Genomic DNA, 14,175 nt, shown 5'->3' on the forward strand with positions numbered 1-14,175 from the left:
CTTTTTCTGTAAATTCATTTAAATTTCTTTTGCCACAGTTCCTCCACCGCTCCCATGTGCATTAGATGGTGCTATTGGCGGTCTCCCATGGTCATAAGCGGGTGCACCGCCATGATCCCCATGTGCTTCTAATTTACTTATACTACCAGTATGCCCCTCACTATATGCTAAATCCGGTCTTTGTGGTGCAGGTACATCTCCGTGATTAGCTTGTTGGATAAACGAACTATTCAAACCTACAGAAACTATACCGACTAACGCTAATCCTGTTACAGCAATACCAATCTTTTTAATCATTATTTTAATACCCCTTTCTCAAATGTTTTTTCTTTTGCCTGTAATGCTGTTTGGAAATACTTACTTGCTTTTACATAATTATTTTCACTATTAAACTTAACTGCTAGTTTTTCTGTATATTCTTGAGTGTAATTATATAGTGATTCTTTGTCGAAATAAGTAATTCCTTCAAGAATAATCTTTTCTAATTCTTCTGTTGGGACATTATTATTTATTGCTTTTAAAATAGTAAAGTGATGTATATATTCTTCATTACCCAATTCATTACAAATACTTAACCCCTTTGTAATGAATTCTTTAGCAATATTTATTTCACCTAGTTTGTTATGTTCCCTAGCTTGTAAAAAAATAGCTTTAAAGTGTGTAGGCATTTTTTTGTTACTTCGGATAAATGACGAATTGCTAGTGTAGAAAGATTTTGACTAGCGTATAACCAACCTAAGTTATTACGTACTCTTAAAAGTAATGATTCTTCATTCTTTTTCTGTAAAATATTGATCGCAGAACTCAAGCATTCCTCTGCTTGTTCATATTGCCCTATTTGGATAGCGGTTAATCCTAAAAGATTTTCAGATAAAGCAATATTCATTTGATATCCTATGTGTTTCAAGAAAATTTCTTTAGCTTTGTTTACATATTTTATAGTGTTCATTGGTTGTGTTGTAAAGTAATAAAATGCAGAAATACGATAATAGAATTCAGCACGTTCTAATTCATCAGGTACTTTCTCCAGCAGTTTCTCCGCCTTCTCATAATACTCACTAGCTTCATTATAGTTTGTTGTTAAAGTAGCATGTATTGCTTTAAAAAAATTGTAGTAGTAAGAAAGAAAATCGTCAGAAGGTGTGTTATACGATTCAATCACATCAAAACTATCTTTTGTAACGCTTAGACCATTTGTTAATACCTTATATCTAAAATCTAGTAAGGAGTAATATAGTAATAAATTTTGGTCTTGATATTGTTCGTCTTGTATGTCCTTGATTTTATTAATCATCTCGTCAATTTCTTGTTTCAAGTTAGTTGCTTTTAGAACTTGCTGTTGCAACATCGCTTGATACCAGTCATTAAGTAATTTTGTAGCTTGTTCATTTCCCTTCACTGGAACGTTCATAAAATCCCCTTCCCTTTTTTTCTGAATAGTCTTACATTAAATGATAGCAGAAAAATGTAGAAAAAGAATGAAAAAATCATTTTTCTACACAATTATCAGAATACTCACCGCAAAAAATAACAAAAAAGTCGGTTCCTATCATAAGAACCGACTTCCCTCTTACTTCACATACACATAGGCTTCATTTGCCGTTACATAGTATGTTTTCCCCTTGCTGTTGTGTACTTTATATTGTGACGATCCATTAACAATTACTTTAGCATCAATCGTAAATCCTAAACCTGCATCTACAGTGCCAGCAACATCTTTATCCTGCCAAGATGGAGTATCATAGAATCGTAGATTATTTACTTTAGAAACAACGCGTTTACCTACGATAGAAGAATCTACTGTGCTTTTCTTACTAAACTTCACATAAGATGGATCGTTCTTAATCCATTGTTCATTGCCAAGGTTTAACCAACCATCTTTTTCACCCCATACAATATAAGATTCTGGTTTGTTTAACTGACGAATCTTAGAATAGCTTGTACCAGGTCCTTTACGTAAGTTAACATTGTAACCTTCAATATAAGCAATACCATCTGTTACAGCCGTTGGAACTTCTACTGGTTTAGATGGCTTATCAGGAACGGAAACTTCCACACTAGAGTTATTATATGCGCGTTGTACATCAGCTCGGAATTGAGCTTCTGAAACACCATGAGACTTTAAATAATCAAGTGGATCTTCATGATCTGTACCACCAAGATATTTTGTAACGTCGTAGTGAGTCCATAATCCTTTTTCTACAGATAATCCACGATCACGAAGAATTTTAGCTAATAACTTAACGTATTTATCATAGCTGCGTTTGAATTTCTCATAATCTTTTGTTTCACATAATTCTACGTGCACAAATCGTTTATTTGCTCCTGGCCCTGCACCATAAGCAATGTATTTCGTATCAGCAATTTGGATTGTTTCATTCCAATCAACTGCATAATGTACGAATGCTGAACGCCATGTACGAGACTCATATTTTTGAATATTAATAGCTGGTGCTTCTGGTGTTGCTGTAGAATGTGCTACAACGCCCTCATAAGCACCTACACCATTACGATATGGTTGTTTCGGTAAATCAGGAATAATAAGTGTTCTATCAGCAAAAGCACTTGTTATAATGGATAACGCTAGAATAGCTGCAAAGACTACAGAGAAAATATGTTTTAATGTCTTTTTCATTTTACATCAGCATCCTTTTTCATAATTTTTGTGTGGTCAAACAGTCCACTTGCTGACAGTCCGATGATAATTCCTTCAAATACATTTGTTTTGATGTCTCCGTCCAAAAATAAAACGCCTAGCACAATGCCAAGCGTTAAATTCAATAACGGAACATATTTTGTTTGTAACCCGATTATTTTTACAATTTGCGATAGCCCAACAACAACGCCAATTATTACAGCAATACTAACCATTACATACCACCTCCTTTCAATAGGAAAGTGAGAACGGCTCCAATAATTCCCCCAACAATTAAACGTAAAATCCAAGTTGTATTGGCACTGATTTTATCTAATTGTTTATTGATATTAATAATGTCTTTTTCGTTACCTGTCGTTCGAATTTCTAAGCTTTTCATTTCTAAACGAATGTCCTTGATATCTTGCTTTATTTCTTGAACATCGTTCCTCACATCTTGTAACCCTTCCACTTTGATCACCCCTTTTTAGGCAATAAAAAAAGACCAGCTTATGGCTGCTCTGGTTTCTCATCGATTAATTGTTGTAATAATTCTTCTAATCGGACTATCCGATTTTCTTGATTAGCTACTTGTGATTTTAGATTTGCTATTTCTAACTCTTGTTCCTGTACTGTTGTATCAACTTCCTGTAAAGCTTTGATTGTAAGCGATGAATATGAGTATAAGTGAATTCCTTTCCCACTTTCATCGATAAACGCTTCATCACATTCATCCACAATTGCTCCGTAGTATGTTTTAATATCTTCTGTTGTTAATGGTGGATCATTAGGACTTCTCTCTTCTCTCATTTTGTAAAGCTCATTTACCGCATTCTTATAGTTGAATTGTCTCACTCGTACATTCCTGATTTTTTCAAGAGCGGAAAAAGAAACATCACGAATGTTAGATTTATATTCCCTTAATGAAGGACTCATAAAATTACCTTGAACAGATCCCCAGCCATTCTGAGTAATAGGTGACTTTACTTGTAGGATACCTGTATATCCATCCACACGGCTATTACGTAATGTAATGTTTGGCAATCTTAAATCTGCATCTGAACCGTTATCTTCAAGGACTAACGAAGTTTGATATAACCCCGGTTTTCCTCGTCTAAAATACCAATTCCCATTCCCTGTATAAAACGCTTGGTAATCATTAGCATTTAGAACACTTATTCCGTTCCTTTGCAACTCCCAATACACAGACTTTTGAACTGCGCCATCAACTATACCATCACTAATACCAATGCTCGCATAAGCCCCGGGCCATCCTGCACCTGCTTGAGACATAAATAAAGCGCCTGCTGGAGCGCTAGTTTTTTCATCCGTTCCAAGAATAAATGTTGGTTGTACTGCACCATCTTGTCTACGATAATAACCAAGAAATGCTCTAGCAACTCCGCTTTCATATAGACGTACAAATTGATCATCTAAACTAACATAGTTATTAGTGTTTGATGTTCTAATTTGACAACCGCTCAACAATCCTGCTTTAATCCACTCAGCATTAACTTTACCAACTAAATCTATTCGTGCAGCATTTAACTTAATGTTTTCTTTACTCATGTTAATAGCTGCTATTACATCATTTTCTTTTACAGATATACTAACGCCCTTTTCTGTTAACTGAAGACGGGACTCCATCTCTCTTACATAAGAATCTTTTGCAAATTGTCCATCAGCTTGCGTTTTCGTATATACTTCTGTCTTTTTTGCTGCCGCATTCAGGCCTTCTTCATTGATAATAAAGCGATTATCAATCAGAGTCATTTTCTGATTGAATTGTTCAGTTGCAAGCTTGTTGGCTAATTCATTTAATAAATCTTGTTTATTCTGATTAACCGTTTGCTTCAGCTCTGGAATCTTAAACCCAGCAACATAATCCTCTACTTGTTTAAGCTCAACTTTTGCCCCGATTGCCGTTGCCTGTTGTTCAAGTTTTGTATTTGCTTCAGTAAGTTTCTTGCCTTGATCTGTTACTACATTGTTTAAATCACTTACTGTAGACGATAATCCAGTTGCGGTTTGTTCCACAGTAGACATACGCTTTTCAAATCCAGCTTGATTGTTTTGAACATTTATTACAGTAGTTTTTACACCATCTACACTTTTTTCAATCTCGGTTGTTTTCTTGGTGAATTCTCCATTTGTTATTAAGTCTTCTGGTGCAGGTCTCCACGTATAAACTTTATCACCAACTGTTAGTTGCGGTGTGCTTTGTTGGTACCAACAGTTAGCTGGTGCATTTGCGTCAGGTTCTAGTCTGAAGAAACTATCCGTAGATGCCCCTGAAAGTGCCATCATTGCAGTTGTGACTGTAAACGTAATATTTACCCGTTTCCATTGATTAGTAGCTTTGGGAGCCGTTATTCCTGTAGCACCTGTGGTGAAAAAGAATGTATTTCCAAGTTCCACTCCTGCTGATGCACCTTTAAGACGTGTAAAGATAGAGAAATTAACTTTATCTCCTGCTTTTATAACACCGCGGTCAATTAAATCTTTAAAGTTATATGCCAAAGCATTCCAACTTGATTGAGTTTCAACTACAGCATTTCCCTGATATGTGTCTGTAGAAAGTTTAACTATATTATTATTTTTGAACCACCAACGATCAGTTGCTGAGGGAGCGGTTGTTTTAGCACCTTCAAAAGTACTAGAATCAACAAGTAAATTGGTTACATCATCATTGATGTTGTTTACTTTCGTTTCTACACTTGTTAACTTCTCGCTGATTTTTCCAGCCTTTTCTGTAATTTCAGTTGTTGTTTCCTTAAGCTCACTTGTTGTTTGCTGTACATCGGATATTATCTTCTTCGTACCTTCCACAGTGGATTCAACTGTATTTAATTTATTAGTAATCTCACCATCTTTTTTCGTTAACGACTCAATAGAAGTTTTAAATCCATTAGAATCCTGTTCGAACTGAGTTACTTTCTTATCAATTTCACCCTGTTTATTTTCGATATTAGAAATTGTACGACTGACACCCTGTAAACCTTCCTGTACTTCATTGAATTGTCCTGTAGCTTGATTCTGTGCTTCTTGAACCTTTTGATTTAACTCTGTTTTTGTAGACTCAATCTCTTTATTAACCTGCTCAAGTGTTTCTTGTTTAACCGATTCAACATCGGGTACAACCGATTCCCACGCTGTACCTGTCCATATTTTTAAAATGCCGGGCTTTCCGCTACTAATATCACGCCACAGCGTTTTAAAAGGTTTAAGACCTGTTGTTGGTGGGTTCATTGCTTCAATGATATCTACCGTGTTATTTTTAATGTTTTCTTGCACTTTGTCAGCTAGTGCTTTTGCTGCTTCTGATTCTTTTTTTGCATTACTAGCTGTTTCGTTAGCTTCTTGAACCAATTTATCTAGCTGATCTATCATTTCTTGTTTATTGCCTAATGAACTGAGGATACGGTTATAAATCTTTCTTAATTCTTCATTCGGATCAATAATCTCATGATAATCCCCAAATACATATTTATCTTGCAATGGATTTTTAAACGATTCATCACCAGCAATCGCCCTTGCTTCTAAATAAAGCTTAGGTGTGAATCCAGTGTCCTTTATTCGAATCGTATCGCCCTCGTTAATTAGTTCGTGAGCTAATCCGAACACACGACCAATTGATTGCGCTTCAACTTCATAAGATACAGATGTATTTACACGTTTTGCTAACTCTGTTTTCATAAGTGTCATTAAACGTTTGGCATCCATATCTTCGTTTTCTGTCTCGGGACTATAAAATCCAAATTTATGTTGCCCTTTCTCATTCCACCTTTGAAAAGCATCGTTGTCAACAAGATAAGGGACACCATTATTTATTTCCGTAATGGTAATAAACTCTCCGCCTTCTTTTTTTACGAAACCTAGTAAGGCTGTACAAATGTTTTGGGAGTTTTCAATCCGTTTAATTCCTAGCAAGTCTTTACCGAGGGTTATTTCTTTCCCTGTTTCTTGACCACGCTTTTTTACCATATCTACATAACGTCCAACGATTTGAGAGCCTACAACTTCAGCACGGTACTGTATTTCTAGTTCAAATAATGATGCTATCTTTTTTAGAAAGCTTAATGGATCAATAAATTCATCGATAGTCATAGAACGGAAACTAGCATATTCTAAATTTCCTTTTTTCCACTTCGTACCTGCAAGAGCGATATCAACCATTTCAATTACTGTCTTACCTTCTAATTTTTGTGGAGGGATAATTCCAGCTTTAGCAAGTTGAATCCATTCTCCTGATGCATAAGCAATTACTGATCTATCATCGGAATTCTTTTCAATTTCAGTAATTACATATGGAACAATTCGACCATCGCGCACTTCTTTTAATACTAAGTTTTGCTGCATAAGTGTGGATGAATGCCTTGTATTATCAAATACATGAAACTCTAATGTATCAATGTTATTTTTGATTTCCCAGTGTCTTTTATCATCCCAATAATCTATAGGCTGAATAGATGCTACAATTTGTTCTGTTTTAAAATCAACAACATGCAATTCACCACTTGGCGTTCTCATCTATATCTCTCCCTGTAACTGATTGTAGCTGCAACATCTGGTGGCATAATATCAATACGATTATCTCCACGTATAATCTTAGGAAATTCGCTGAATATGTCTTTAATATTGATAGCATCTTTCCCGTTAATCGTAACAAGACTTCTTTCTGTATCAATTATCACTTTGTCTCCTGCATCGAAAATATAAGGCTTTGTATTAGAAGGAACTTTATTTATTTTCCAAATCTTTAAATCATCTATTTGTATTACATCAACAGGTTGGTTGTTATCCCACTTACATACCGCAATCATAACTTGTGCAATTTTTCGGTTAGTCATCGGATTTCCCGTTTCATCGATCCAACGCTCAACAATTGAAGCATCATCAATTTCTGTCCCATCTCTGAAACGAGCTACATAAACAGTCCACTCTTTACCTCGTCTCGCAATACGTAACCTACCGTAAAATTGATTAAATGTATTAGGGTGCGCTCCACTTGTGTCTACTAGTTTTCGTATACTATTGGGTGTTCCGGCATTTCCAATTCGCATGTAAGCTTTTGTGATTTCAGCATCCCAATATAAATCGCTCATGTTGATTCGTGCGACAATATTACTTGCATCATCCAAAAGCAATACCTCGACACGTCCCATTTCCCCAATACTTTTAGATTTCAAACGCACCCATGCTTCCATTTCGAAATCTTGAATAGGGCCGCCTGGAATGTTTTTCTTAGCTATCGCTCCGTGGAATCCTTTCTCTTGTCCGTAATCTTCACAATATAATGCGTAACCATCCCTTGATTTAAAACTACCTGTACCTTTCATTTCCTCAACTTGTCCCGTAACAGGAGTCCACCCTATAGGTGAAGCCATTTCATCCCATAAAACACGCTCACGCTCTTGTACCGTTGATTCCTCCACAGTTAAAGGATAACCAATACGGAAATAGTTTCGTTCTGAAGGATATTTACCAAACCATACATCTAAAAAAGTGCTTGGTTTTTTTACAGTCATTTCAATTAATGCTGGAGCTTCTATGCTTCCTTTATTCGTGAAATAAGAAGTAATCTCAGTAGACCAACTTTGTGTAAAAGTGTGAGTCTGTACCTTTCCTAACTTATAAGGCATGGGACAAATAAATTTAATTGTACCGATGCCAAGTGTTACAAATTCATCTGGATCAAAACTATCATCTACAACAGCTAAATATGTTCTGTTTGGTTCTACATCGAAAGTAAGCTCTGTTGGTTGATCTGTAATTAACCAATCCGCAATTTCTTCTTTTATGATTTCTAAATCAGATCCATCAGGAACGATAATTCCTACAGGAATAGATAGAACACGCATTTCCGTTTGTGTGTTTAATAGTCTGGCACCTGGATAACCAGGAACACTTAAAAAATTCCTTTTTAACGGCGCCCAAGTTGGTCTTTTCCATCCTTTTGCAATTTGAATAAAGTCTTTTCGTTCGTTATTAAATGTAAAAGAACTCATGTTGACACCTCATTTCTTTATAAAATAAAAGAAACCCAAGCCTAAAAGTCTGAGTTTCTTTTTGTTTCTCTTTCTTGATACTCGGTGGTATATCGATACGTGCCACGTGCCACATCTCGTCCCTCTAAAACAACAGGAACTTCAACAACTAAATCGCCACCAAGCATTGGAAGTACTCCACCGTCAGATGATCCTGAAGAGTAATTAAATACTTGATTTGATACACTGTTTGTCATGGCTTGTCTGCTATTAGACATATTTCCATACACACCACTCATAACAGTTTTCAAGCTTGATAATTGATTCATAGAACTAGCCATTATACGGCTCATATCACCCATTAATTGATTCATGGTTCCAGTGATACCTAGTGATTTTTCTTTTGAAGATAAAGGTGTAACTGTGATTGAATTACCCTTCTTCGTAAATAACTCTGGTCCAGCTTCCCCTGTAATGAATGAACCATCACCTACAGGCTTTCCGCCTTTAGCAAGCATTGGCACATGTGGAATAGTTGGAGCGCTAACACCAGGTATATTATTTAATAATTCTGCTGGTGTATTAAATCCATCTATGAATTTATTAATGATACGAATAATTCCATTGATTGCTGTACGAATGCCGCTTTTAATACCATCCCATACACCTAATACTGCTGATTTCATACCTTCAAACGCTCCACTAACAGCATTTGTTACCCATCTTACAGGCGTCATAATGGCATCTTTTAATCCATTCCATACAGAGGAAGCGGTTGATTTAATACCTTCCCAAATATTTGAAAGCGTAGATTTAATACCATTCCAAATACTACTGCTCGTGCTACTAATCATATTCCATACAGTTGAAATAGCTTCTTTGATGTTATTGAATACCGAGCTTGCTGTGGAAACGATTGAGTTCCATAAACTAGAAAGATAGCTTTTAATTGCATTCCATACCGCACTTGTAGTGGAACTTATTGTGTTCCATGTATTTACGATCCAGTCTTTTATTGAATTAAATATTGGCGTTACAAAGGCAACTAATCCATTCCAACACGATTGTAAGAAGCTCTTAATAGCATTCCATACAGTCATTGTTGCGGAACTGATTGTATCCCACACGGTAATGATCCAAGACTTGATTTGTTCGAAAATCGGCATAACAAACGCTACAAGCCCATTCCAACAAGAAATTAAGAAATTCTTAATCGTTTCCCATACAAAACTTGTAGTAGAACTAATGGTATTCCAGCATTCAGAAATAAAATTCTTTATACCTTCAAATATTGGTGTAGCAAAGTATAAAATAGCCGTCCAAATCGCTTGTAAGTATTGAGTAATGAAATTCCATACAGTTTGAATCACTGTAGAAATACCATTCCAAATCATAGAGAAGAAATCAGCAATCCCTTGTAAAATTGGTGTTAGAAAGGCAACTAATCCGTTCCAGGTCTCTTGAAAGAAGGTTGAGATTGAAGTCCATACCTCGGTGAAGAAGGTTGCTATTCCTTGTAAGACAGAAGTAAGGTATTCCACAATTCCATTCCAAATTTCCATACAGAAATTAAAAATAGAAGTCCAAATGCCAATGTATACTTCTAAAATAGCGGTTCCCCAGGTTACAACAAACTCAACTATTCCATTCCATAAACCTATTAAAAACTCCTTAATCGAGTTCCAAACTTCCGATGTAGATTCACTAATACTATTCCAGGCATCACTTGCCCATTGTACAATCCCGTCCCATATTCCTACTAAGAACTCTCCAATTGCATTCCAAGCATCAATTGTCCATTGCCTTATAGAATCCCAATTTTGATAAATAACCATCCCTAAAGCGACAACAGCCGCTATGATTATTGGAATAAGAGCAATCCATCCCGTCATGGCCAATCCTATACCCTCTATGACGACAACTATTGGTGCTAAGGCCATAAATGCTCCTGCAATTACTCCTATCGCTACCGCAATGGCTGCCAGTGTGGCTGCTAATTTAGGATTATTAGAAATCCAATCAGCAATCTTAGCAACAACATCAGCTATAACACTTAGAACTGGTTTGAGAGCCATTTGTAAATCTTGCATTGCTTTTTGAAACTTAACTGCTGGGTTTGCATCCATTTTCTTAACGGAATCATTTAATTGGTCTTGATTCTTTTTAAAATCAACCGTTTTTTCTTTCGCACCTAATAAAGTATTAATAATGTTTTGCCCTTGATCCTCGTACATCGTACCGAAAAATTTAACACCTAATTCATTACGTTTTGTTTCATCGTCAACCTCTGATAAAGCCTGTGCAATTTCAGTCATAGCTGCGGAACCTTCTTTACCACCGTTAGCTACAGCTTTTCCCCACTTTTCAACTTGTTCTGCTGAAATTTTTGTACCTTCAAGGGATTCTTTCATAGCTTTATCGACACCTTGACCGAATTCAGCTGCTTTGATGCGCCCTTCTTTTAAGCCGTCTAGCAAATTATCAATATTCCAGGTTCCTGTATCAACACCAGCTTCCATAATTGCTTGTACTTCTTCAGCACTATATCCCGCTCTTGTTAACTGCCCACCATATTCAGCGATAATATCTAGTTGTTCTGGTGGGAAACCCATTTTTAGTAATGCATCAGCCATCCCAAGAGCGCCCTCTTGGGAAATCCCTAATTCATTTCCTATTTCATTTGTTTCTTGAATTAATTCAGTGAAATCTATACCTTCATAAGATTGAGCGATAGCGGCTGCACCTTTTACTATTGCTGCATTCGCTTCATCACTAACATCTTTATTTAAAGCCCACTGCCTACGCACGCCTGCAAGAGATTCCTCGGCGTCTAATCCATAAGCGGTAACACCCCTAATAGCTTCCTCAACTGATTTTTTCGACGACTCCGGAACATCAAAAGCAATATCAATCTTTGTTTGCAATTTTGACATATCCATCGCTTTTTCAATTGCGGTTGAAATTCCACCACCTGCTGCTAAACCACCGATAACATTTTCTAGCCCTACTTTTAGACCTTCAAACTTCTTCTCTGTTCTACCAGCCTCTTGTTGTAAATCTCTTAATTCATTTTGCACTTGTCGTATTGAGTTTCCGGCATCCACAGAACGAAGAGCACGTTGTAATTTATCAATATCTGTCCCTGCTCCTAATGCTTCACGACCAATAATTCCAATTGCTTGCTCTAACTGCTTACTTGTAGCCGTTCCATTTCGAATTGCATTCACAAGACGATTTCCTAATGCTCCTGCAAGATCATCAACACTTTTTCCAGTTGCGCTAAACAATGTTTCTAATTGCCTTGTGGAACTCGCTACATTATCTTGTTCAGCCTTCATATTTCCAAGCTTATTTTTCAGACCATTAAGAGACCCTTCTGTAAATTCAATCTCACGCCTAAAAGCACGATATTGTTCTTCAGAAATTTTACCGTTTTGAAATTGAGCTTGAACTTGTTGTTCAGCTGCTTTTAACTTGTCTAGTTTTTGTGTTGTATTTTCAATTTGTTGTGTAAGTAACTGTTGCTTTTGCGCTAATGCTTCCACATTGCCAGGATCAAACTTTAGCAACCGTTCAACATCTTTTAACTCTTTGGTTAAATCATTACTACGTTTATTTACGTCTTTTAAAGCATTTTGAAGACCTGTGGTTTCGCCGCCAATTTCAATCGTAATACCTTTAATTCTTCCTGCCATTTTCTCACCCCTTTCTTAGAATGAATCGAAGTCTTTTTGATTTGCTTTTCTAACTTTTTCTTTGTCTGGATTCTCCATTTCAGCGAATTCAGCAATGTAATCAAAACAATCACCGATTGTCATATCTTCTAAATCCCAACTTGTTAGTTTCGCTTTATAACAAAGAGCAAGGAACGTATCAGTGGTTAATTCCTCATCACTGAACGTCCCTTGCTCTTCATTACTTTTCTTTATTTTTTTTTTGCACCCATCGTACTTTGAATCATGTCCATAATTTCTGGAAGAATCTCAGAGATAGGGAACTCATCAAAACCATCTAACCATGTAATTGGATCAGCAATTTCTGGATTTGCTGTTTTTGCATATAACCAAACTAGATCATAAACAACCTCAAAATCTACTTTACTAAAATCTATATTCGCTAAATCAATAGTAGCTCCAGCTTGAGGATTTGAAGGAGCAATAACTCCTAATTTGAGCATATCTGCAAATAAATCACGTCTAAATTGCGCCTTATATCGTTTAACTGTTGCCGCTGTACTTTTTAATCTGACTTGTTTTCCATCTATTGTAATTGTCTTTTCCATTTACTATTACGCTCCTTTTGGTGCTATTGGTTTTTTAATGTACACTTCTTTGTACCAATTATCATAAATAGCTTGAGTTGTTTTAGATGTTGTTTTCGTTTTAACCATAGGTCTTCCGCCAGGCGCTAAAATCAGTGGGCTAGCAACGAATTTTAATTCATTTGTGTTTGGTTCAGCGGAATTCGTTTTTGATTTAGATGAAATGTTAGGACGACTCGCTGAACAATTATACATAACATGTCGAGTTGCTTTCACATCACCATCAAATTCAAATAATAGTGCGAATGGTTGACCTTTTGCATCAGCTAACTCATTTAATACACCATCCGTTTCATCTAATTGCTCACCCAATGCATCTATAGCAAATTGTTCCGGAATAGTAGCGATATTCAGCGTTCCTTCATAGCCTTGGTTATTATCTGCTGAATAATAAAGCATATCGTCTGCGTAGAATTCAATTAAATCACCGCGTGGTTCATTTGTTAGTTCAACTGCACCAGGCATTGGAATTGGCGTTTTAAATGTAACGACCCCATCAGTTACGTTGTATGGTACATAATGAACATTTTTCAAACCATAAGACACTTTGTTTTCTGGCATTTACATCAACCTCGTTTCGTATATTTTTTGATACATTTTTTCAGATTCAATAAAAGTCCCATACGAGTCATAAGGAATTTCATGATCGTCTAGGAATTTTTCCAATTTGGCTTCTGCAACTAAGTCTTTTTTAGTTGTATAAAGCTCAATGTTTAAATCATTTATCTTGTGGTAGACCTTGTTATCAGCCATTAAATTTGCTGATCCGTCCACAAGAAAACAAATATAAGGTGGCGCTGGGACTGGCTTGGTTGGTGTTGCTGTAAAATGAGAATAAGCCACAGGATAACCTGTAGCTTCAAGGATTTTTGTTAAATCACCTAATGTCATTATTCAAGTGCCCTTTCAATCCGTCTTGGTAATTCATTAATTACATACTCTTCAACTGGACGAATATGCACTTGAGCCGGAACACGTCCACCACCAGCCTTTGCATGACCATTTTCCAAAAGATGCGTTAGTTGTCCTTTTGTATTGTGGACGACAACACTATTACCTTCTTTCTTCTTACGCCACCCTTTACGATAAGCACCTGTTTTTTTAGGACCACTTTGTCTTAATTTGCCTACAGCAACATCAGCAACTTCTTCTTGCGCTGTCAGTAATTCTTCTTCCACAACATTTGCATATCTTTGTAATTCGCTAGCAAGTTCGCTCGCAAAATCGTTCAT

Annotated in this window: 11 protein-coding genes and 1 pseudogene; all 12 read right to left on the bottom strand. The window is 36.3% G+C overall.

Annotated elements, in window-relative coordinates; genetic code table 11:
• Positions 1-18: 18 nt before the first annotated feature.
• Complete coding sequence (locus QCI73_RS22115; protein ID WP_353823738.1) at positions 19-297, bottom strand: Phr family secreted Rap phosphatase inhibitor; 279 nt, start codon at positions 295-297, stop codon at positions 19-21.
• Positions 297-1,411: pseudogene (locus QCI73_RS22120) on the bottom strand (response regulator aspartate phosphatase). Before QCI73_RS22120 ends, QCI73_RS22115 begins: the two are co-directional and overlap by 1 nt.
• Before the next feature lie 159 nt (positions 1,412-1,570).
• The gene (locus QCI73_RS22125) at positions 1,571-2,635 is read right to left on the bottom strand and encodes an N-acetylmuramoyl-L-alanine amidase (RefSeq protein WP_353823739.1); all 1,065 of its coding nucleotides are present in this window, start codon (positions 2,633-2,635) and stop codon (positions 1,571-1,573) included.
• Positions 2,632-2,871, bottom strand: a complete 240-nt coding sequence (locus tag QCI73_RS22130) for a holin (protein ID WP_353823740.1) — start codon at positions 2,869-2,871, stop codon at positions 2,632-2,634. Before QCI73_RS22130 ends, QCI73_RS22125 begins: the two co-directional genes overlap by 4 nt.
• A complete protein-coding gene (locus QCI73_RS22135) occupies positions 2,871-3,107 on the bottom strand; it encodes a hemolysin XhlA family protein (protein WP_044798117.1) in 237 nt (78 codons plus the stop codon). The genes QCI73_RS22130 and QCI73_RS22135 overlap by 1 nt, the downstream gene beginning before the upstream one ends.
• 38 nt (positions 3,108-3,145) lie before the next feature.
• Complete coding sequence (locus tag QCI73_RS22140; RefSeq protein WP_353823741.1) at positions 3,146-7,165, bottom strand: phage tail spike protein; 4,020 nt, start codon at positions 7,163-7,165, stop codon at positions 3,146-3,148.
• The gene (locus QCI73_RS22145; RefSeq protein WP_353823742.1) at positions 7,162-8,643 is read right to left on the bottom strand and encodes a distal tail protein Dit; all 1,482 of its coding nucleotides are present in this window, start codon (positions 8,641-8,643) and stop codon (positions 7,162-7,164) included. The genes QCI73_RS22140 and QCI73_RS22145 overlap by 4 nt, the downstream gene beginning before the upstream one ends.
• 41 nt (positions 8,644-8,684) lie before the next feature.
• Positions 8,685-12,317, bottom strand: coding sequence for a phage tail protein (locus tag QCI73_RS22150; protein ID WP_353823743.1), 3,633 nt, complete (start codon positions 12,315-12,317; stop codon positions 8,685-8,687).
• Between the two features lie 230 nt (positions 12,318-12,547).
• On the bottom strand, positions 12,548-12,904 hold the full coding sequence (locus tag QCI73_RS22155; protein ID WP_016716822.1) for a hypothetical protein: 357 nt from the start codon (positions 12,902-12,904) through the stop codon (positions 12,548-12,550).
• Between the two features lie 6 nt (positions 12,905-12,910).
• Complete coding sequence (locus tag QCI73_RS22160; RefSeq protein ID WP_353823744.1) at positions 12,911-13,504, bottom strand: major tail protein; 594 nt, start codon at positions 13,502-13,504, stop codon at positions 12,911-12,913.
• Positions 13,505-13,834, bottom strand: a complete 330-nt coding sequence (locus QCI73_RS22165) for a hypothetical protein (protein ID WP_353823745.1) — start codon at positions 13,832-13,834, stop codon at positions 13,505-13,507. It abuts the gene before it with no gap.
• Positions 13,834-14,175 (bottom strand): HK97 gp10 family phage protein, encoded by a 342-nt coding sequence (locus QCI73_RS22170; RefSeq protein ID WP_353823746.1) that lies wholly within the window; start codon positions 14,173-14,175, stop codon positions 13,834-13,836. The genes QCI73_RS22165 and QCI73_RS22170 overlap by 1 nt, the downstream gene beginning before the upstream one ends.

Source organism: Bacillus cereus group sp. MG16 (genome assembly GCF_040459875.1).
Lineage (GTDB): Bacteria > Bacillota > Bacilli > Bacillales > Bacillaceae_G > Bacillus_A > Bacillus_A paranthracis.